Origin of the sequence: Streptomyces sp. NPDC096323, assembly GCF_040302845.1 — a bacterium.
GTDB lineage: Bacteria > Actinomycetota > Actinomycetes > Streptomycetales > Streptomycetaceae > Streptomyces.
The window spans coordinates 303,412-322,220 of the sequence record NZ_JBEOSI010000008.1 but is presented as its reverse complement, the minus strand read 5'-3'; the positions used below and the strand labels follow the sequence as shown (position 1 = coordinate 322,220).

Genomic DNA, 18,809 nt, shown 5'->3' with positions numbered 1-18,809 from the left:
AGCTTTACGGCAGGGGAGTTCCGCCGGTGGCGTTGAGGATTTCCCCGGTGATGTACCCGGCGCTCTGGGAAGCCAGGAACACATAGGCCGGCGCCATTTCGGCGGGCTGCGCCGGGCGGCCCAGCGGGCTCTGCTTGCCGAACTCCTTGGTATCGGGCATGGTCGCGGGAATCAGCGGGGTCCATACGGGACCGGGTGCCACGGCGTTGACGCGGATGCCCTGGGCCGCGAGCATCTGCGCGAGGCCCTGGGTGAACGTCACGATCGCGCCCTTGGTCATGGCGTAGTCGAGCAGATGCGGGCTTGGTTTGTACGCCTGGACGGAGGTGGTGTTGATGATGGAGCCACCCGACGGGATATGCGGGAGGGACATCTTGCAGAGCCAGAACATCCCGTAGAGATTGGTGTGCACCACGCGGTCGAACTGTTCCGTGGAGATGGCCGCGATGCCGTCGGGCTGCGACATCTGGTACCCGGCGTTGTTGACGAGGACGTCTATCCGCCCGAACTCGTCCACCGCGCGTCCCGTCAGTGCGCGGCACTGCTTCTCGTCCCGGATGTCGCACGCCACGGCCACGGCCTTCCGGCCGGCCTTCTCGACCAGCTGCGAGGTCTGCTGTGCCTCGTCCTTCTCCGAGTCGAGGTGGGTGATCAGTACGTCGGCCCCCTCCCGGGCGAAGGCGAGGGCGACCGCCCGCCCGATGCCGGAGTCACCTCCGGTGACGACCGCCTTGCGGTCCGTGAGGAGCCCATGGCCGCGGTAGGAGTCCTCACCATGATCGGGCGGAGGGTCCATGGGGCCGGTCCAGCCCGGGTGCTCCTGCTCCTGCTGGGGGAAATCGGGCTGCGGGTAGCGATCGGTGGGGTCCTGGGGGCGCTCACTCGCGGTCATGATGCGGCTCCTTGACTCGATGGCCGGTTCGCGCGCCGGCCGGCCGGGTGCGCCGGGCGTGCGATGGCTTGGAGAGTTCCCCGGGGGCGCGAGCCAAACGTCCCGTCCCTTCTCGGCGAGCCGAACGTTCCGCCCCTTCTCAGGAGGCGGGCGGCCCGCCGCCCCGCGCCGCCCGGGACGCACGCCGCCCGATGCCTCGCAGCCGCCGCGCCAGGATCCGGTTGTCGGTGGCCACGATGTCCTGGGCGATCTGGTTCAGCTTCCGGTTGGTCCCCTGGGAAATGCTCCGCAGGATCTCGAACGCCTGATCCGCGTCGCAGTCCAGGGCGCGCATCACCATGCCGGTGGCCCGGTCCACCAGCGCCCTGGTCGCGAGGGCGCCCTTCAACTGGTCGACCTCCACCGTCACGGAGGCGAAGCCATGATCGCGGACGAGCCCGTCCAGGAACTCCTCGGCGAGTGCCCGGACGGGCGGTTCGACCGAGGCCGGCAGTGCACCCGCCCGGTAGCCGCCGAGGCCGACCACCGTGGTCATGCCGTTCCCGCGCACCGGAAGAGCGCGGAACATACGCAGGCCCATCCCGAGCGCGTAGTACCGGAAGCGCGGCCACCGCGTCTCGGTCACCAGATCGCCGGACCAGACAGAGGCGGAAGAAGCCAGCGCGTCGACGCCGGGGCCCTCGCCGGTCTCCTCCTCGAAACTCGCCAGCGCGTCGATATCGGGGTGAGTGCTTGCGGTGCGGAGCACGCCGTCGGCGAGGTGCAGCGTCACCGTGCTCGCGCAACACGCCGGTGTGCAGTCCCGCGCCTGCACGCCAAGCTGGGCGAGCCGCCGCACGGCGGACGCGGACTCGGCGCTCAGGCCCGCTGATGTGGACACTTCCGAGGTCTGCTTCACGCAGAACGCCTTCCCTCCGTCGGTCCGTCGCATCCGATACGTTCGGCTCATGAGCCAGTCGCACGCGTTCGGCCGTGAATTCGAGGACTTCGCCGCCCGGGTGGAAGAGCTGAGAGCAGCTCAGGCCAACCGGGATTCCGACCCCGCCGTTCTGCTCGATGCCGCGATGGTGGAACTGGAACACGCGGTGGACTTCATGCTTCCCGCGTACGAGGAGTTCACCTCGTCCCCGAGCCGCCCTCCCTCCGGCGCCCGGGCCGAGCAACGTCTCTTCAAGGCTATCTTCGAAAATCTGCCGGTGCCCGTGGCGCTCGTGGACGGTGAGACGGTGGTCCGCCGGGTCAACGCGGCCGCCGCGGATCTGACCGGTCTGCCCGCCGGGTACGCGGCCGGCCGGCCGATGAGCGGGTTCCTCCGCCCCGGCGACAGGCCCGCTCTGCGCAGCCAGACCGCCGCCGTGGCCAGGGGAGAGGGAAGCCGAAGCCTCGCGGCGCAGCTCTCGCAGCGCACGGGCAGCCGTGTACGTGTCACTCTCAGTGAGGCGCATCTGCCCGGCGAGAGCGAGCCGGCCGTCCTGGTGGTCCTGTGGCCGACGTCCGACCACGCCTGGTCCCCGGCCGAGAGGCCCGCCCCGCCGGCCGCGGCGAGCGTCTCCGTTGCGGCACGGGAGGCCACCCTCATGGATCTGATGGACCGCACGAGCGGCGCACTGCTCAGGGCGGCGGAGGGGCCCGCCACCGCGCTTCGTGCCGCGACCAGCGCGGTCAGGGAAGAGCTCGCCGACTGGGCGGTTCTGGATCTTCTGCGGGACGGGGTACTGACCCGCCACGTCGTCATCGGCCCCGAGGAGACCGACGACCCCGGGCTGGAGAAGGAGATCGCCCAACAGGATCCCACGGCCTGCCCGGTCGTCGTCGAGGTCGTGGGGGCCGCTTCAGCCGTCCTGGACGGTTTGGCCGAGGACCGTGGACGCCTGGGCCTCGACAGCGCAGGAGCGTCGCTGATGGGACGTGCCGATGTGGGCTCCCTGCTGAGCGTGGCGCTCACCGCTGCGGTCGGCGGACCACCCGCGCGGGGTGCAGTGACACTTCTGCGCACGGGGGTGCGGCCGTCGTTCTCACTCGCCGAGGCCAGGTGTGTGGAGAGGATCGTGGGGCACATGGCCCTCGTGGCAGAGCGGAACGACGAGCCGGCATGAGCGCCGGTCACAGGTCGTGATGCGGCGTGCTCCGGGATGCGGGATTCTTGAGAAGTCTGCCTCCCGGCTCGCTGACCGCCGAGCCGGGAAGGGCCGTTGCAACGGATGACCCGACGGGCACGGCCTCGGAGAGTGGGACGCGAAAGGGGCCGGAATGACGACGGAGACAGCGGAGCGGGACGATGCCGTCCTGGTGATTCCCCCGGGCGTGTACGCCCCCCAGTCCGACACCCGCCTCTTGTTGCGCGCCCTGCACAGGGAAGCCATCGGGCCCGGTACGGAGGTTCTCGATGTCTGCACCGGGAGCGGGGTGCTGGCGGTGACCGCTGCCCGCAGGGGCGCGAGAGTGACAGCCGTGGACGTGTCCGCCCGGGCCGTGGCCACGGCCCGTCTCAACGCGCTGTTGAACCGGCGCCGGGTCAGGGTGCGCCGCCGCGACCTGGCTGCCGCGATGGGAGAACGCGCCTACGACCTGGTCGTGTGCAACCCGCCCTATGTGCCGGCGCCGGAAGCCCGGGTGCCGGACCGCGGAGCCCGCCGGGCCTGGGACGCCGGCCCGGACGGCCGCGCGGTCGTGGACCGGGTCTGCGACAACGCGCCGGCTGCCCTCAAGCCACGGGGCGTGCTTCTGATGGTGCACTCCGGACTCTGCGATCCGGACCTCACCGTCAGCCGTCTGGGGCAGGCTGGGCTCGACGCCGCAGTGGCCGCCAGGACGCGGGTTCCGCTCGGCCCGGTGCTCCTTTCGCGCCGCGACTGGCTGAGCGATTGCGAGCTCGTCCATCCGTACGACGTCTTCGAGGAACTGGTGGTCATCCGTGCCCAGCGACCGTGAGCCCCGCGAACCCGTACGCGTCCGTCTCGACGAAGGCGGCCCCTTGCTGGTGGAGGGGCCGGTCGAGGTGACCATGCCCGACGGCACCACCGTGCGCTCCGAACGCTTCGTGGCGGCGATCTGCGTGTGCCGCCGAAGCCGCACGCAACCCTGGTGCGATACCAGCCACCGGCGTCACAGCCGGGTCCGCGCGGCGTCGCCGCACGCACCCTAGTAGGGGCGTCGGCCCGACGAAGGCAGAGGGGAAGCATGCCCAGGACCGTCGGCGTCGAAGAAGAACTCCTGCTGGTCGACGCGCGCAGCGGCGAACCGCAGGCCCTCTCCACAGCGGTGCTTGCCCAGGCGGAGCGCCGCACCGGGGGAGACTCCGCCTTCGAGCCCGAACTCCATCACCAGCAGCTGGAATTCGCCACCGAGCCACGCGCGGACATGACCGAACTGGCGGAGGAGATCGTGCGCTGGCGTGCCGAGGCCGCCGCGAGCGCAGCGGACTTCGGGGCGTCCGTGGTGGCCCTGGCGACCTCACCGCTGCCGGCGAAACCGTCCATCGGAGAGGGCGAACGCTATCGCTGGCTGGCCCGGCGATTCGGACTCACCGCACGCGAGCAACTGACCTGCGGCTGCCACGTCCACGTCTCGGTCGCCTCCGACGAGGAGGGGGTCGCCGTACTGGACCGCCTCCGCCCCTGGCTCCCGGCCCTGCTGGCGCTCACCGCGAACTCTCCCTACTGGCAGGGACGGGACACCTCGTACAACAGCTACCGCAGCAGGGTGTGGAACCGCTGGCCCTCGGCAGGCCCCGTGGAGGTGTTCGGCTCCGCAGAGAGGTACCACCGGCAGGTGGAGGCGCTCATCGACACCGGCGTGCTGCGCGACAAGGGCATGATCTACTTCGACGCGCGGCTCTCGCATCACTACCCCACCGTGGAGATCAGGGTGGCGGACGTGTGCCTGGACCCGGCCGACAGCGTGTTGCTGGCCACCCTCGTGCGCGGGCTGGTGGAGACGGCGGCCCGCGGCTGGCAGGCCGGTGAGCCGCCGGACGCGCTGCCGGTGAGTCTTCTCCGGATGGCGGCCTGGCAAGCGGGCCGCTCCGGACTGGAGGGCAGCCTCCTGCATCCCCTGACCATGACGCCCGCACCGGCCGAGGACGTGCTGAACGTGCTGCTGGCCCATGTCCGCGAGGCACTGGAGGACAGCGGTGACCTCGCGTCGGCGGAAAGCGCCCTGAGAGCGGTGACGTCGCGCGGACCGGGGGCCCGGGTCCAGCGCAGGCTGCTGGCGGAGACCGGCAGCCTGCGCGCGACCGTCGCCGAGTGCGTGGCGAGGAGCCGGGGTTGAGGAGCCGGGGTCGGGAGGACGCCCCGGCTCCCCGCGCGTCCCGTCAGCAGCCCACGCCCTGCAGGGCCTGCCGTCGTACCTCCGCACAGCACTGACTGATCAGCCGCGACACGTGCATCTGCGAGATGCCGAGTGTCTCGGCGATGCTGTCCTGCGTCATGTCGCGGAAGAACCGCAAGTACAGGATGGTGCGTTCCCGCTCCGGCAGACCTCGCAGCGCCGGCTTCACCGCCTCGCGGTCCACGGCGACGTCGAGGGCGGCGTCGCAGCAGCCGAGCGTGTCCACGAGTGAGTAGCCGCGGTCCCCTCCCGGCACCTCCGCGTCCAGCGAGAACGTCCGGTAGCTGTCCAGGGCCTCCAGGCCCGTGCGGACCTCTTCCAGGCTCAGGCCGGTGTCGGCCGCTATCTCCCCCTCGGTCGGAACGCGCCCCTCCAGCCGCTGGGAGAGGTCGCGCCGTGCGATGCGCACCCGATTGCGCAGATCCTGCACCCGCCGGGGAACGTGAATCCCCCACGTATGGTCCCGGAAGTGCCGCTTCAGCTCGCCCATCACCGTGGGGATGGCGTATGTCTCGAAGGCCTTGCCGCGCGACGGGTCGTAGCGGTCGACGGCCTTCACCAGACCCATCGCCGCTACTTGACGCAGGTCCTCCAAGGACTCTCCGCGGTTGCGGTACTTGCCGGCCAGCCGGTGCGCCATCGGCAGCCAGGCGCAGACGACCGTCTGGCGCAGATCGTCCTTCTCGGGGCCGTCCGGCAGGGTCCGCAGCCGGCGGAAGGCCGCGTCGGGGCAGTCGACCGGTTCCCGTACTCGTTCGTGGGCGTCAGCCATGGTGCGTCACTCCCTCGGCGGTGCTGTGCCGCTTTCACCCGGGGAGCGAGCAGTCCGGACAGGACACACCCGGAGCGCGGCTCCACGGGTGTGCCTCCTGTCTGAAGCACGCATCAATTCTACCCGTTCGGTGTGTCTCACACACGAACGAGAAATGCCCCTCCGACCGGCCGCGCGAGGGGCTCCGGGCGGCACCGGGGCTGTCTTCCCAACCACCAGTGCCTGTGCTGCTCGCGTACGCGGGGAGCGTGACGAACGGGTACCCACCGGGCCCGGGTGAAACACGAGTCGCGCGGCCGCCGATTGAAGGCGGGACTCCTGGGAACCCGTCGGGCGAACGGGCCGACGGGGGACCAACCGGAACACGGCGCACGCCGGGGAGGAACGACGGAGTGATGGGAAGGCACGCGGAGCTCGTCCGGGCACTGGCCATGAGAGCCAAGGGAGCCAAGGAGCGGGCGGACGGGGCAGCCCTGGGTGACCAGCGGCTCAAGGAGCTGGGGCGCCAACGGGAGGCGGCGGCACGGAGAGCGGAGGCCGAGGCGCGAGCGGCTCGGCGCAGGAGCGGTCACTGACGCGGGCACCGGCGACGCACCGGGACCGCAGCCGGAAGTAAGGAGAGGGCGCATGCGTGCATTGACCTGGCAGGGGCGGCGGGACGTCCGGGTGACGACCGTGCCCGACCCGAGAATCAAGGATCCGACGGACGTGCTCATCAAGGTCACATCGACCGGCATCTGCGGGTCCGATCTGCACCTGTACGAGGTGCTGGGACCCTTCCTGGACCCTGGCGACATCCTCGGCCACGAGGCGATGGGGGTGGTCGAGGAGACGGGCGCCGAGGTCACGGCGCTGGCGCGAGGGGACAGGGTGGTGGTGCCGTTCAACGTCTCCTGCGGCGACTGCTTCATGTGCGACCGGGGACTCCACTCGCAGTGCGAGACCACGCAGGTCACCGAGTACGGCAGCGGGGCCGCACTGTTCGGGTACACCAAGCTCTACGGACAGGTCCCGGGCGGGCAGGCCGAGTTCATGCGGGTGCCGTTCGGCAACACCCTGCCCATCAAGGTTCCGGACGGCCCGGACGACGACCGCTTCGTCTATCTCTCGGACGTCCTGCCGACCGCCTGGCAGGCAGTCGAGTACGCCGCGGTCCCACCGGGCGGCAGCGTCACGGTCCTGGGACTGGGGCCGATCGGCGACATGGCCGCGCGCATCGCCCGGCACCGCGGCGCGGGCCTGGTCATCGGTGTGGACGAGGTCCCCGAACGACTGGCGCGGTCGGCCGCGCGGGGCATCCAGACCGTGGATCTGGCGAAGTACGGAAAGGACGTGGCACAAGCGGTCCGGGACCTCACAGGCGGCCGTGGCACCGACGCGGTCATCGATGCCGTCGGCATGGAGGCCCACGGCTCACCGGTCGGCAAGGCGGCCCAATGGGCCACCGGCCTGCTGCCCGACGCCGCCGCGCGGGTGCTGATGGAGCGCGCGGGCGTCGACCGGCTCACGGCCCTGCTGACCGCGATCGACATCGTGCGCCGGGGCGGCACCCTCTCCATCTCCGGCGTGTACGGAGGCGCCGCGGACCCGCTGCCGTTGCTCACCCTGTTCGACAAGCAGATCCAGCTGCGCATGGGCCAGGCCAACGTGAGGCGCTGGGTGCCCGACCTCCTGCCGCTGCTCAGCGACGAGGACCCGCTCGGTGTGGACGGTTTCGCCACCCACCACCTTCCGCTGGAGGACGGGCCGAAGGCGTACGACACCTTCCAGAAGAAGGCCGACGGCATGGTGAAGACGCTGCTCAGGCCGTGAGCCGGCGTGAGCGGCCGCACCGCACCGGGACATCGAGCACGAGGAGCGACGATGAACGCATCCCAGGGCCTGCGCGTCGTGGTGACGGGCGCGACGGGAAACGTGGGCACGAGCGTGATCAGGGCCCTGTCGCGGGACCCCGCGGTGGGATCGGTGCTCGGGCTGGCCAGACGCGTCCCCGGACTCGTCCTTCCGGGTGTGGAGTGGGCGACCGTGGACCTCTCGCAGGAGGACAGTCCCGCGCCGCTCGAAGCGCACCTGGCCGGCGCCGACGCCGTCGTCCACCTGGCCTGGCGCTTCCATCCCACCCGGCGGCCGCCCGTCACCTGGCGGAGCAATGTGGAGGGCTCCCTCCGGCTGTTCGAAGCGGTGCGCAGGGCCGACGTCCCGGTGCTCGTCCACGCCTCTTCCCTCGCCACCTATTCGCCGGGCCCCCAGGACGACCCAGGCGTCGACGAGCAGTGGCCGAGCCATGGGTGGCCCGACGCGGCGTACTGCAGGGAGAAGGCGTATCTGGAACGGGTGCTCGACACCTTCGAACTGCGGTACCGCCAGATCCGAGTCGTCCGCATGAGGCCCTCCTTCATGTTCAAGGAGACCTCGGCCAGCGAGCAGCGCCGCATCTTCGCGGGACGGTATCTGCCCGGCGCCCTGATCCGGCCTGACCTGCTGCCCTTCCTGCCGTACCCGCAGGGACTGCGCTTCCAGACGCTGCACACCGACGACGCCGCCGAGGCGTTCAGACTCGCCGTTCTCACCGACGTGCGCGGGGCCTTCAACCTGGCCGCCGACCCCGCGGTCGACGCCCGCGTGCTCGGCGAACTGCTCGATGTCCGGGTCGTCCCCGTGCCGGCGGCTGTCGCCCGGGGCGCGCTGGCCACCGCATGGCGGACACGCACCTCACCGGCACCGCCGAACCTGTTCGACGCCGTACTGAGGATCCCTCTCATGGACTGCGCCCGGGCCCACGAGGAGCTGGGCTGGCGCCCGGCCCGTTCCGCCTCGGACGCCCTGAGGGCCTTCCTGCGGGGAGTCGCCCACGGAGGCGGTGAGGACACGGCCCCGATGGCCGGGAAGCAGTGGGGCTGACGGATTCCCGCCTGCTCTTCCCCTCTCGACTAGGAGCGCACGATGAACGTATCGAAAGTCGCCTACAAGCCCGTCGGGCTGCTGCTCGGCTCGCTGAGCGGTGCGGTGGCGGGCGGAATCTTCAAGACCGTCTGGAAACGGGTTCAGGGGGAGGAGGACGCCCCGGACGCCACGGACCAGCAGCGGCGCTGGCGGGAGATCATGCTGGCGGCGGCGATCCAGGGCGCCATCTTCGCCGCGGCGAAGGCGGCCACCGACAGGGCCGGCGCCACGCTCGTCAACCGCATGACCGGTGCGTGGCCCGGCTGACCGGCGACCGTTTTGCCGGGCGGCCGGTGCCCGGAAGCAGGTAACCGGAAGGAGGCGCGGCATGGGGAACCCACGGAGCGAGGCCGTAACGCCGGACGGAGCGGCGGACTTCGTTCCTGCCCGGGGCGGTGTGGCGGCGCTGCGCCGCGCCGCGGAAGGCTGCCGGGGCTGCCCCCTGTTCCAGGACGCGACCCAGACGGTGTTCGGGGCCGGCCCCGAACACGCACGTACGGTCGTCGTCGGTGAACAGCCGGGCGACCAGGAGGACCGGGAGGGCGAACCCTTCGTCGGTCCTGCCGGACGGCTGCTGCGCAAGGCACTGGCCGATGCCGAGATCGATGAGCAAGAGGTCTACTTCACCAACGCGGTGAAGCATTTCAAGTTCGCTCCGGTCAAGGCAGGCGGCAAACGCCGCATCCACAAGGCTCCGAGCCTCCGCGAGATGTCGGCGTGCCGTCCCTGGCTGGACGCGGAGCTCCGACGGGTCGATCCCGAACTCGTGCTGGCCCTCGGCGGGACGGCGGGCAAGTCGCTGCTGGGCAACTCGTTCAAGGTCACGGAGAGCCGTGGAGTGCTGCTGTACCTGCCCGCGGGCACTTTGCCGGCCACCGCGCAGAGCCGGGCCGGCGACGGCGCGCGCGGCCTCGTCGCGACCGTTCACCCTTCGGCCGTACTCAGGGCGACGGACCGCAAGGAGGCCTACCGGGGTCTGGTCACCGACCTCGGCGTGGCCGCGCGCTTCCTTACCTGAACGGATCCGCCGCGCTCACACCGTGCGTGGGGGCAGCGGTCGCAGAGCGGGGCCGTGGACCACCTCGCCGTCGACGGCGAACCGCGAACCGTGGCAGGGGCACTCCCACGTGGTCTCCGCCTCGTTGAACGCGACCAGGCAGCCCAGGTGCGTACAGCGCGCCGACACGGCGTGGACCTTTCCGTCGTCGTCGCGGTAGACGGCACACCGCCGCCCGTCGACGCGCACCACCGCGCCGGTACCGGGAGCGATGTCGTCGACGGAGTCGACATGGGTGGTCTTCAGCCGGTCACCGACGAAGTGCCGGGCCACCTCGGCCTGCTGCTTCAGCAGCCCCGTCCCCTCCCGCACGGTGGACCACAGCCTGCGCGGATCGTAGAGGCCGGCCCATTCCGGTTCGGCGCCCGTCAGTGCCGAGGACAGCAACTGTCCGGCCATGGCGCCGCCGCTCATGCCCCAGCCCCCGAACCCGGTCGCCACATACACATGGCGCGCACCCGGGTGGAAGGGCCCGACCAGGGGAACGCCGTCGCTCACGTCGTTGTCCTGGGCCGCCCACCGGTAGGCCGTGGCACCGACGGCGAAGTGCTCGTGCATCCACCCGTCCAGCCGCAGGAAGCGCTCGCGGCTGTCGGCCGTCCCCGGCGTGAAGTGCTCACCGGTGACGATCAGCAGCCGCCGGTCTCCGTCGAGCGGCGCCGTACGGACCGACCGCGTGTCCATGTCCGGGGTGATGTACATGTGAGCGGGGGCCTCGGCCGCGGGAAGCGGAGCGGCGACGACGAGTTCGCGGCGCGGCGACATGCGCGCGAAGAGAAGCGCCCGGTCGAAGACCGGGTAGTGCGTGGCGACGACGACATCCGCGGCCGTCACCGTCACGCCGTTCTCCGTACGCACCCGGCAGGGGGTGCCCTCGCTGAGGCCGGTCACCCGGGTCCGCTCATAAACGGAGCCACCGCGCGCGACGATCGCGTCCGCGAGGCCCAGCATGTACGTACGCGGATGGAACTGTGCCTGATCGGCGACCTGTACGGCAGCGGCGACCGGGAACGGCAGGTCCGTCTCCTGTACGAAGCGCGCGTCCAGACCCGCTTCCGACGCGGCCCCGGCCTCGGCCTCGAACTGGGCACGCCGGTGCGGATCGGTCGTGTAGGTCAGGGCAGAGGCCCGCTCGAAGTCGCAGTCGATGCCCAGTTCGTCCGCCACCGCACCGATCCGCTCGACCGCCGCCTGCTGGGAACGGGCATACAGTCGCGCGCCCTCCGGCCCGCGTGTACGCCGCAGCCGCTCGTACACGAGGGAGTGGGCAGCCGTGAGCTTGGCCGTCGTGTATCCGCTCACCCCTGCGGCGATGCGGTCGGCCTCGAGCACGGTCACTTTCCGCCCGGCCACGGTCAGCTCCCAGGCAGTACTCAGCCCGGCCATGCCGCCGCCGATAACGACGACGTCCGCCGTCGTGCCGGAATCCAGGGCGGGCCGCGGGGCGCCGGGCACCGTGGCCATCCAGTAGGACTCGGCCACGCCCGGCAGTTCAGATCGGAAGGTCATGGGCCACGTGTTCCCGCCGGTGCCGGAAGGACACGGGGCAAGCCGACTTCTTCGCCCGAGCGGCCCTGCGATGACCGAAGGGGCATGGGTTCACCCCTCCACACCGGTGGCCCGGTGCGACGCGCCGACGGGTTTGGACTCCGGGGAGCCGCGCTGACGCAGGTAGACGGAGAGAATGACCATGGAGGCGACGGCCAGGAACTCCGACTGCCAGTTCTGCAGGGTGCGGCTCCAGAAGTCGGCGGACACCAGGTAGCCACCCCAGCTGATGGGCGCCTCCAGCTGACGGAGCTGTTGTTCGTTGTACGAGGCGACACCGGCCACGGACTGGGCGAACCAGGACAGCACGAACAGGGCGCCCATCGTGATGCCGAGGGAACGGGAGAACACCAGCTGCCGCCAGCCATCGGCCGCTGCCCACCGCGGTGAGTCGCCGCGCGCGTGAGCACCGATGCGCTGCTCCTCGTCGGACTCGGGCCCGGCCTGGTGCATGCTCTTGGACTCGGGTGAGCCCCGCTGCAGGAGCCAGACCGTGCCGAAGATGTAGAGGAAGAACTGCAGGTACTCCGACTGCCAGTTCTCCGTCACGTCCACCGCGAAGTCGGACGACGTCACATAGGTGCCGAAGGAGACGGGATAGAGATCGTCCACGGCGAGCTGCTCGTTGAACTCGATGTGTCCCACGATCGCCTGGCCGGTCAGCGCCAGGAGGAACGCCGCGCCGAAGGCGAGCGTCAGTGAGTTGTCCCGAATGAAGGTGCGCAAGGAAACCTCCTCCAGTGTCCGGTCGGTTGATGTGGTGAACCGTCGGCCGGCGGCGTCACCGGTTCAGCAGTCCCACGGTCAGGAAGTACGCGAGACCGAGGAGAACGCCGGCGAGACACAGAAAGAAGAGGGCTCTCACGCTGTCAGGCCCCCTTGAGCTCGCACGAGTAGGGCTTGTCCGGCCGGGGCGAGCAGCCCGCGGCCACCACCTTCCATCCGCCGGGGAACAGGGAGAGGAACAGGGTGTCGGATGCGAGGACCACGCGGGCCTGACGACCGTGGACGTTCACCGACCGGGCCTTTCCGCCGACGGGAAGCGAGACCCCGGCGAGGGCCTCGGGGCACGCGGCCTGTTCGTCGGACTCCAGCTCGGAGCGTGTACCCGGCGCGAGGGCGGCGCACACAGCCTCTACATCGTGGGCCTCCCACGCCTGCTCGAAGGCGGCGGCCGCGCTCCGGGCGGCCGGCGACCGGTTGTCGCAGCCGCTCAGCAGAATCAGCACCGGAAGCAGGGGGAGCAGCGTCCACGAACGCCGAAGGCGGGAGACCGTCACTGTAGTCCTCGCACGTAGTCGGTAGCGATGTCGCATTCTCCCCTCCGACGTCTGCCCCGACAGGCGACACGCCAGGCCGGAGCGTGGCCGCCCTGCTCGGCGCCGGACGCGCCCCGCCCCTCCGCAGGCCCGGCCCCACGCCTGAGCGCTCGCACGCCCGGTGACGGGATGCCACCATCGAGTGCATGGGACGTACGGCGCTGATCGTCACCGATATGATCAATAACTACCGTCACGAGGACGCAGAACAGCTCCTTCCCGATGTGGAGCGCACCGTCCCCGTGATCGCCCGGCTGCTGGAGGCCGCCCGCGCACAGGACGCCCCGGTGATCTACGCCAACGACAACTTCGGGCAATGGCGGTCCCACCACGGGGAAATCGTGGAGATGGCCATGGCCGGTGCCCGGCCGGATCTCGTCGAGCCCCTGCTGCCGGACGAGAACTCGCTGTTCGTGGTGAAGGCGAGGCACTCGATCTTCTACGAGACACCCCTCCCGTATCTGCTTCGGCAGCTGGGCGTCGGTCACCTGGTCCTCTGCGGCCAGGTGACCGAGCAGTGCATCCTCTACTCGGCGCTGGACGCGCACATCCGGAATCTGGACCTTACGATTCCCGAGGACGGTGTCGCTCACATCCACGAGGATCTCGCCCGTGCCGGGCTGCGGATGATGGAGCGCAACATGGGCGCCGATGTACGCCGTGCCGAGTCGGTCGCCTTCTGATCCGATGTCCCCCACCGCCGCACCGGGGCACGGAGCGGCAGCCCCTGTCTCCCGGTGTCCCGGCTCCGACCGGAAGGAACCGATATGACCCGCGCGGCTCTGTTCGATGTGGACGGAACACTCGTGGACACCAATTACCTCCACGTATGCGCCTGGTGGGAGGCGTTCCGCCAAGCGGGACACTCGGTTCCCATGAGCACGGTGCACCGGGCGATCGGTCTCGGCTCGGACGATCTGATCGGGCATCTCCTCGGAGCGGACCGGGACCGGGGCCAGGACGCGGCCATCAGCGCGGCCCATTCGGCGCTCTACGCGACCTGCTTCGACCGCCTCCCCGCGCTGGACCGCGCGGCCGATCTCCTGCGCGCCCTGGCGGCACGGGGATGGACGGTGGTCCTCGCCACCTCGGCGAGCGGTCCGGAACTCGAGGCCCTGCGCAAGGCCCTCGACGCCGACGACGCCATCAGCGACACGGCCAGCTCCGACGATGTGAGCGAGGGCAAACCCGCTCCGGAGCCGATCCGCCACGCGATGGAGCTCGCAGGCGCAACCAGCGACGAGACGGTGTACGTGGGCGACTCCGTCTGGGACATGAAGGCCGCGACCGGCGCGTCGGTCACCGCGGTGGCGCTCCTGTCGGGCGGCATTCCCCGCGAGGACCTGGTGGGTGCCGGGGCGGTCGAGGTGTACCGGGACCCGGCCGATCTGCTGGCGCACCTGGACACCGGTGTTTTCGCCCGCATCGCCGCGTCCGGCTGAGCGCCGGTGGACACTCCTGCCCGCGAAGCGGCCCGGTCACGTTCCGCCCCGCGGAGCGAGCCGGTACGTTCGTCCGCTGCGGACCCGGGCACCCGGGTCCGGGGAAGTGGTCCATGTCGACGGTGAAGGACGGCTGATGTCTGCTGCGGAGCATGTGGTGCCGGCGCCGGGAACCCCGTGCTGGGTCAACTTGATGGTCGGCGACCTGCGGGCCGCCCAGGCCTTCTACGCGGCAGTGCTCGGCTGGAAGTTCCGGGCGAGTTCCCTGGGCAGCGGGTTCCTGGTGGCATCGGTCGGCGGCCGGCCGGTGGCGGGCCTCGGCGAGCGGCGGCCGGGCCTGGCCCCGCCCTCGGTGTGGACACCGTACTTCGCCGTGCGGGACGCCACGGTGACGGCCGCCCGCATCCAGGAACGCGGAGCCACCCTGGCCGTGGGCCCCGTGGCCCTGGGCGAGGGGCGGGCGGGACTGGCCGCCGACCGGGACGGGGCGGCGTTCGGCTTCTGGGAAGGCCCAGGCCTGGCCTGGTCGGTGGGCGAGGAGAGCGCCCCCGCGCGGCTCGACCTGCAGACCCGGGACGTGTTCGAGGCCGCGGTCTTCTACGGAGAGGTCTTCGGCTGGGCCGACGAGCCGGGCATCGATGTCGCGTACCGGCGTGACCACGTCCTTGTCGAGCGGGACGGCCGGCCGGCCCTGTCCCTGCGCGGCGGCGGCGTGCAGACGTCCGCACAGCCGCAGACCAGGCCGCGCTGGCTGGTCGAATTCGCCGTCGACGACGTGGAACGGGCGGTGGCCACCGCCGTCGGGGCAGGCGGCGCCAAGCCGCAACTGCCGGCCTCGGTCTGGTCGCCCGACGGGTTCTCACGCGTCCTCCAGGACCCGGGCGGGGGCCTGTTCACGCTCATGCAGCGCCGCACCTGACGGCAGGGCCGGCCGCCCGGAAGCCGCCGCGTCTCACGCGTCGGCGGGCCGGGCCACATCGGTGATGACGAAGCCGCTGCGCGGAGCCGTCGGGACCCGGTTGAGCGGAATGCGGAGGTCCTGCTCGGCCACCCGGTACGTAAGACCCGCCAGCAGCCGCGCCACCGTGGCGAGCACCGCAAGGGTGATGTCCTCACCCGGACACCGGTGCCCCGTCGCGGGATCGCCGCCACCCTGCGGGACGAGCTCCTCGCGCAGGCGCGGCTCACCGGTGAACCGTGACGGGTCGAAGGTGTACGGGCGCGGCCAGAAGTCGGGGTCGTGGTTCTGCCCGTAGAGGTCCAGCAGAACGAGCGTTCCTGGACGGATCGGCCGGCCCTGCCACTCGAGCCGCTCCGCCGCCAGACCACCGATGAACGGCGCGAACGGATAGAAGCGGCGGACCTCCTGGGCAAAGGCGTACGCGTAGGAGGCATCGCCCTCCGCGAGCCGGACGCGGTGCTCCGGCCGGCGGTGGAGCGCATGTGCCGCGAAGGTCACGAACCAGCTGATCGCCACCGTCGGGCGGACCACATTGAGGATTTCGACGGCCGCGGTCCTGGGGTCGAGGAGCCGTCCGTCCGGCTCGCGGTGCCACGCGATGGCGTGGAACGGGGAGTCGGACGGGGCCGCCGGACCGGCGCCGGCCCGCGCACGCTCCCGCTCGACCAGCCGGGACAGCCGCTGCTCCTGCCGGCGCCTCGCCCTGCGGGCCCGCAGATGCCTCGGGCCCGCGGTGGCGAAGCCGTCCACCATGGCCACCAGGTCCCGGGCGGCCCGGGGGACTTCGGCCTCGGGCAGCGGCACGTCCGCCCACGTGTGGACGGATCGCGTCAGCAGGACCGCGATCTCGTCGAAGAGGACCACGCGCCCGGCGTCGGCCCAGTCCGCGACGGCCCGTTCCCATGCGCCGGCCACGTGGACGGCCAGGGCCGCGACCCGGTCGGGTTCCTTGAGCAGGTGCATGAACAGGGACTTGCGCGCACGGTGCTGCCTGCCGTCGAGCGTGTGCACGGCACCCCGGCCGAAGAGAGTGTCGATCACCGGTTCCGGCAGCGCCGCGTGGCGGCGGATGTGGTGTTCGTCGTAGAAGAAGCGAACAGCCGCGGGGCCGTGCAGGGCGATCGCCCGCTTGCCGAGGAGGCGGGTGCGCACGGGCGCTCCGCCGCTGCGCCGCCGGCGGTCGGGCAGCCACGCGTATCCCTGGAGGAGAAGCGGCAGGGTGTTGTCGACCATGGGAACTCCGTGGGAAGGACGTCGGGGGCGTGCGGGCCGTGCGCACCGTGCGCACGATCCTGTGCCCGGCGGCATCGGGACGCGAGCGGTGGGCGACCGTTGGGGCCCTTTGCCGCCCGGAGGACGCGTGCGCCTCGTCACCCGCGTGGCTCAGCCGGTCCGGTCGCGGTGAGCCACCGCGCGGCGGCCGGCCGACACCAGCGTGGTGGCGCCCCGCGCGCGGAGCGCGGCCCGCGCCGCGTTGGCCCCCGGTCCACCGTGCACACCGCCGCCCGGATGGGCGGACGCGGAGGCCAGGTAGAGGCCGCGAACCGGCGTCTCGGGCCGGCCGGTACCCGGGACGGGCCGGAAGACCAACTGTTGGTGGAGGCTGCTGGTCCCGCCGTTGATCGCGCCGCCGTGCAGGTTGCTGTCGGCGGCCTCCAGGGCGGGGGGAGGGAGAAGACGCCTGGCCATGATGCGGCTCCGGAACCCGGGCGCGTAGCTCTCGATGCGCCGCTCCAGCCGGTCGGCGAACGTCTCCGCCTCGGCCGCGCCCCAGCGGCCGGTGAGCCCCTCCTCGCCGGCATCGGATTTCACGCGGTGCGGCACATGGGTGTAGGCCCACGCCGATTCCGTGCCCTGCGGCGAACGCGAGGCGTCGGCGGTGGTCATCTGGCCCAGCAGGAGGAAGGGCCGGTCCGGGATCTGCCCCATGGCGATCTGCGCGGCGAACCGGGTGAGTTCGTCGACGCCCTCCGCCACATGCACCGTGCCCGCCGAGCGGGCGTCCGCCGCCGTCCACGGAATGGGCCCGTCCAGGGCCCAGTCGACCTTGAACGTGGCGAAGTCCCACTCGAAGCGCCGCAGGTCGCCGAAGACGCGGGGCGGCAGATGCTCCGGGGCGAGAAGATCCAGAAAGAGGGAGGGCGCCGACACATCGGCGAGCACGGCCTTGCGCGCCCGTACTGCGTCGCCGTTCTCCGTACGCACCCCCACCGCACGGCCCCGCCGCACCACCACCTCGGTCACTCGGCTGCGGCAGTGCACCTCGACCTTGTGGGCCTTCAGCCGCCGCACCAGCGCGGCGGTCAGGGCGCCGGCGCCCCCCTCGGGCACGGGGAAGCCGTAACGCTGCCCGAGCATGGCCATCAGCCAGCCGAAACCGCCGCTCCCGGCGGCCTCGGGGGGCAGATCGGCGTGGAGCGCGTTGCCCGCCAGCAGGAGCCGCCCTCCCTGTCCGGCGAATTCCTCCTCGCCCAGCCGCCGCACCGGCAGCAGCAGGCTCCGGGCCAGGCGCAAGCCGCCCGCCGCACGCAGGTGGGCCGCCAGCGCGGCGGTGGCCCGCACGGGCGGGAAGGGGGTGAAAAGGGCCCGCAGAACGTCGTCGCCCACCCGGTCCCACACCTGGCACAGGGACGTCCACGCCTCCCCGTCACCGTCCGCGAACCGGTCCAGACCCGCCGCGGTGCCGGCCCGGTCCGCGTGAAGCACGGCGCAGCTGCCGTCCAGCAGGGGATGGGCGAGCACGGACGGCGCCCGGCTCCACCGCAGCCCGTCACGGTGCAGACCGAGGCCCGCCAGCACCGGGGAAGCTGCCGCCAGCGGATAGAACGCGCTGAACATGTCGCTCACGAAGTCCGGGTGCACCCCCCGGTCGCTGCGCACCGCCCCGCCCGGCTCGTCCTGGCTCTCGAAGACCTCGACGCTCCATCCCGCGTCGGCGAGAAGATTCGCCGCGACCAGGCCGTTGGGTCCGCTTCCGATCACCACCGCGTCCGCCATCATCCGTCGCCCTTCGCTCGGGGGAGGGTCCGGCCGGTGCCGCCGCTCACGGCGTGCACCGTCAGCTGTCGCTCGCCAGCTCGTCGACCGCGGAGGCGAGGCGCCCCAGCATGGCGCGATGGCGGAGCTGGAGCAGCACGTCGGCCGCCGCGTTGTGCAGGGTGCCGCCCGCGCCCCGGAGCGGGTGCTCGTCGAGCCGCACCAGCGTCTCGTCGCCCCACGGCCGGATGTCGAAGGCGATGCGCGCCGAACCCAGCAGGCCGCTGTGCGCCTCCAGCTCGAGAATGCTCGGGCGTTCGAGCCGGCGCACCACGGTCCGGCCGCTGAACTCCTTCGGGCCGGCCCGCACGGTGTACTCGATCGAGGATCCGACTTCGGGCCACTGCCCCTCCGCACTGCGGGAGCCGGACGTCCCGACCACCCACTCCCCGTACAGATCCGGCCGTTCCAGGACGGACCACAAGGCCGACGGCGGGTGCTTGATCAGCTGATGACGAATGGCCATGAGCGCCTCCAGACGCGGAAGGAGTGCCAGGGGGATTCGAT

The 18,809-nt window shown here is 71.6% G+C and carries 21 protein-coding genes; 12 read left to right on the top strand and 9 right to left on the bottom strand.

Translation table 11 applies throughout. The features are described from left to right. Nucleotides 1–4: 4 nt before the first annotated feature. Nucleotides 5–892, bottom strand: coding sequence for a glucose 1-dehydrogenase (locus tag ABTX18_RS23670; RefSeq protein WP_352124731.1), 888 nt, complete (start codon nt 890–892; stop codon nt 5–7). Nucleotides 893–1,031: 139 nt separating this feature from the next. After that, nucleotides 1,032–1,772 carry an ANTAR domain-containing protein gene (locus ABTX18_RS23665; RefSeq protein WP_352124730.1) on the bottom strand — a complete coding sequence of 247 codons (741 nt, stop codon included), beginning with the start codon at nt 1,770–1,772 and terminating at the stop codon, nt 1,032–1,034. A 67-nt stretch (nt 1,773–1,839) separates the two neighbouring features. Between ABTX18_RS23665 and ABTX18_RS23660 the strand changes: the two genes are divergently transcribed. The 4 genes from ABTX18_RS23660 to ABTX18_RS23645 all read left to right on the top strand — a co-directional run bounded on the left by ABTX18_RS23660 (nt 1,840) and on the right by ABTX18_RS23645 (nt 5,164). After that, on the top strand, nt 1,840–2,988 hold the full coding sequence (locus tag ABTX18_RS23660) for a PAS domain-containing protein (protein WP_352124729.1): 1,149 nt from the start codon (nt 1,840–1,842) through the stop codon (nt 2,986–2,988). Nucleotides 2,989–3,142: 154 nt separating this feature from the next. After that, nucleotides 3,143–3,823, top strand: a complete 681-nt coding sequence (locus tag ABTX18_RS23655) for a HemK2/MTQ2 family protein methyltransferase (RefSeq protein WP_352124728.1) — start codon at nt 3,143–3,145, stop codon at nt 3,821–3,823. Then, a complete protein-coding gene (locus tag ABTX18_RS23650) occupies nt 3,807–4,037 on the top strand; it encodes a CDGSH iron-sulfur domain-containing protein (RefSeq protein ID WP_352124727.1) in 231 nt (76 codons plus the stop codon). Before ABTX18_RS23655 ends, ABTX18_RS23650 begins: the two co-directional genes overlap by 17 nt. A gap of 35 nt (nt 4,038–4,072) precedes the next feature. Then, the gene (locus ABTX18_RS23645; protein WP_352124726.1) at nt 4,073–5,164 is read left to right on the top strand and encodes a glutamate--cysteine ligase 2; all 1,092 of its coding nucleotides are present in this window, start codon (nt 4,073–4,075) and stop codon (nt 5,162–5,164) included. Nucleotides 5,165–5,207: 43 nt separating this feature from the next. Here the strand turns inward: ABTX18_RS23645 and ABTX18_RS23640 are convergent, their stop codons facing one another. Further along, on the bottom strand, nt 5,208–5,996 hold the full coding sequence (locus tag ABTX18_RS23640; RefSeq protein ID WP_352124725.1) for a SigB/SigF/SigG family RNA polymerase sigma factor: 789 nt from the start codon (nt 5,994–5,996) through the stop codon (nt 5,208–5,210). 395 nt (nt 5,997–6,391) lie between these two features. Between ABTX18_RS23640 and ABTX18_RS23635 the strand changes: the two genes are divergently transcribed. From ABTX18_RS23635 to ABTX18_RS23615, 5 genes are all read left to right on the top strand, one after another. Continuing rightward, complete coding sequence (locus tag ABTX18_RS23635) at nt 6,392–6,571, top strand: hypothetical protein (RefSeq protein WP_352124724.1); 180 nt, start codon at nt 6,392–6,394, stop codon at nt 6,569–6,571. A gap of 52 nt (nt 6,572–6,623) precedes the next feature. Next, nucleotides 6,624–7,808 (top strand): zinc-dependent alcohol dehydrogenase, encoded by a 1,185-nt coding sequence (locus tag ABTX18_RS23630; protein WP_352124723.1) that lies wholly within the window; start codon nt 6,624–6,626, stop codon nt 7,806–7,808. A gap of 51 nt (nt 7,809–7,859) precedes the next feature. Further along, nucleotides 7,860–8,897: an NAD-dependent epimerase/dehydratase family protein gene (locus tag ABTX18_RS23625; protein WP_352124722.1), complete on the top strand. Its 1,038-nt coding sequence runs from the start codon at nt 7,860–7,862 to the stop codon at nt 8,895–8,897. Between the two features lie 42 nt (nt 8,898–8,939). Next, on the top strand, nt 8,940–9,206 hold the full coding sequence (locus ABTX18_RS23620; protein WP_352124721.1) for a DUF4235 domain-containing protein: 267 nt from the start codon (nt 8,940–8,942) through the stop codon (nt 9,204–9,206). Nucleotides 9,207–9,267: 61 nt separating this feature from the next. Next, nucleotides 9,268–9,957: a UdgX family uracil-DNA binding protein gene (locus ABTX18_RS23615; protein ID WP_352124720.1), complete on the top strand. Its 690-nt coding sequence runs from the start codon at nt 9,268–9,270 to the stop codon at nt 9,955–9,957. A 15-nt stretch (nt 9,958–9,972) separates the two neighbouring features. Here ABTX18_RS23615 and ABTX18_RS23610 read toward each other — a convergent pair whose 3' ends face one another. The 3 genes from ABTX18_RS23610 to ABTX18_RS23600 all read right to left on the bottom strand — a co-directional run bounded on the left by ABTX18_RS23610 (nt 9,973) and on the right by ABTX18_RS23600 (nt 12,824). Then, nucleotides 9,973–11,505 carry an FAD-dependent oxidoreductase gene (locus ABTX18_RS23610; protein ID WP_352124719.1) on the bottom strand — a complete coding sequence of 511 codons (1,533 nt, stop codon included), beginning with the start codon at nt 11,503–11,505 and terminating at the stop codon, nt 9,973–9,975. 90 nt (nt 11,506–11,595) lie between these two features. Then, nucleotides 11,596–12,270 carry a DUF6766 family protein gene (locus tag ABTX18_RS23605; protein ID WP_352124718.1) on the bottom strand — a complete coding sequence of 225 codons (675 nt, stop codon included), beginning with the start codon at nt 12,268–12,270 and terminating at the stop codon, nt 11,596–11,598. A gap of 143 nt (nt 12,271–12,413) precedes the next feature. Next, nucleotides 12,414–12,824, bottom strand: coding sequence for a hypothetical protein (locus ABTX18_RS23600; RefSeq protein ID WP_352124717.1), 411 nt, complete (start codon nt 12,822–12,824; stop codon nt 12,414–12,416). Between the two features lie 185 nt (nt 12,825–13,009). Between ABTX18_RS23600 and ABTX18_RS23595 the strand changes: the two genes are divergently transcribed. From ABTX18_RS23595 to ABTX18_RS23585, 3 genes are all read left to right on the top strand, one after another. Further along, on the top strand, nt 13,010–13,546 hold the full coding sequence (locus ABTX18_RS23595; RefSeq protein ID WP_352124716.1) for a cysteine hydrolase family protein: 537 nt from the start codon (nt 13,010–13,012) through the stop codon (nt 13,544–13,546). Between the two features lie 84 nt (nt 13,547–13,630). Then, nucleotides 13,631–14,305, top strand: coding sequence for an HAD family hydrolase (locus ABTX18_RS23590; protein WP_352124715.1), 675 nt, complete (start codon nt 13,631–13,633; stop codon nt 14,303–14,305). A gap of 136 nt (nt 14,306–14,441) precedes the next feature. Continuing rightward, entirely contained in the window at nt 14,442–15,224 is a 783-nt protein-coding gene (locus ABTX18_RS23585) for a VOC family protein (protein ID WP_352124714.1), read from the top strand. Nucleotides 15,225–15,257: 33 nt separating this feature from the next. On the opposite strand, the gene ABTX18_RS23580 is transcribed toward ABTX18_RS23585, so the two are convergent. The 3 genes from ABTX18_RS23580 to ABTX18_RS23570 form a co-directional block, all read right to left on the bottom strand. Further along, nucleotides 15,258–16,499, bottom strand: a complete 1,242-nt coding sequence (locus tag ABTX18_RS23580; RefSeq protein ID WP_352124713.1) for a cytochrome P450 — start codon at nt 16,497–16,499, stop codon at nt 15,258–15,260. 150 nt (nt 16,500–16,649) lie between these two features. Next, on the bottom strand, nt 16,650–18,263 hold the full coding sequence (locus ABTX18_RS23575; RefSeq protein WP_352124852.1) for a phytoene desaturase family protein: 1,614 nt from the start codon (nt 18,261–18,263) through the stop codon (nt 16,650–16,652). 61 nt (nt 18,264–18,324) lie between these two features. Further along, the gene (locus ABTX18_RS23570) at nt 18,325–18,768 is read right to left on the bottom strand and encodes an SRPBCC family protein (RefSeq protein WP_352124712.1); all 444 of its coding nucleotides are present in this window, start codon (nt 18,766–18,768) and stop codon (nt 18,325–18,327) included. Between the last annotated feature and the right edge of the window lie 41 nt (nt 18,769–18,809).

Excerpts from the sequence above, each read along its gene's own strand:
- ABTX18_RS23670 (WP_352124731.1), bottom strand. The coding sequence starts at position 892 with ATGACCGCGAGTGAGCGCCCCCAGGACCCCACCGATCGCTACCCGCAG.
- ABTX18_RS23570 (WP_352124712.1), bottom strand. The coding sequence starts at position 18,768 with ATGGCCATTCGTCATCAGCTGATCAAGCACCCGCCGTCGGCCTTGTGG.
- ABTX18_RS23615 (WP_352124720.1), top strand. The coding sequence starts at position 9,268 with ATGGGGAACCCACGGAGCGAGGCCGTAACGCCGGACGGAGCGGCGGAC.
- ABTX18_RS23590 (WP_352124715.1), top strand. The coding sequence starts at position 13,631 with ATGACCCGCGCGGCTCTGTTCGATGTGGACGGAACACTCGTGGACACC.
- ABTX18_RS23610 (WP_352124719.1), bottom strand. The coding sequence starts at position 11,505 with ATGACCTTCCGATCTGAACTGCCGGGCGTGGCCGAGTCCTACTGGATG.
- ABTX18_RS23595 (WP_352124716.1), top strand. The coding sequence starts at position 13,010 with ATGGGACGTACGGCGCTGATCGTCACCGATATGATCAATAACTACCGT.
- ABTX18_RS23580 (WP_352124713.1), bottom strand. The coding sequence starts at position 16,499 with ATGGTCGACAACACCCTGCCGCTTCTCCTCCAGGGATACGCGTGGCTG.
- ABTX18_RS23585 (WP_352124714.1), top strand. The coding sequence starts at position 14,442 with ATGTCTGCTGCGGAGCATGTGGTGCCGGCGCCGGGAACCCCGTGCTGG.
- ABTX18_RS23625 (WP_352124722.1), top strand. The coding sequence starts at position 7,860 with ATGAACGCATCCCAGGGCCTGCGCGTCGTGGTGACGGGCGCGACGGGA.
- ABTX18_RS23630 (WP_352124723.1), top strand. The coding sequence starts at position 6,624 with ATGCGTGCATTGACCTGGCAGGGGCGGCGGGACGTCCGGGTGACGACC.
- ABTX18_RS23635 (WP_352124724.1), top strand. The coding sequence starts at position 6,392 with ATGGGAAGGCACGCGGAGCTCGTCCGGGCACTGGCCATGAGAGCCAAG.
- ABTX18_RS23640 (WP_352124725.1), bottom strand. The coding sequence starts at position 5,996 with ATGGCTGACGCCCACGAACGAGTACGGGAACCGGTCGACTGCCCCGAC.
- ABTX18_RS23575 (WP_352124852.1), bottom strand. The coding sequence starts at position 18,263 with ATGGCGGACGCGGTGGTGATCGGAAGCGGACCCAACGGCCTGGTCGCG.
- ABTX18_RS23620 (WP_352124721.1), top strand. The coding sequence starts at position 8,940 with ATGAACGTATCGAAAGTCGCCTACAAGCCCGTCGGGCTGCTGCTCGGC.
- ABTX18_RS23645 (WP_352124726.1), top strand. The coding sequence starts at position 4,073 with ATGCCCAGGACCGTCGGCGTCGAAGAAGAACTCCTGCTGGTCGACGCG.
- ABTX18_RS23655 (WP_352124728.1), top strand. The coding sequence starts at position 3,143 with ATGACGACGGAGACAGCGGAGCGGGACGATGCCGTCCTGGTGATTCCC.
- ABTX18_RS23660 (WP_352124729.1), top strand. The coding sequence starts at position 1,840 with ATGAGCCAGTCGCACGCGTTCGGCCGTGAATTCGAGGACTTCGCCGCC.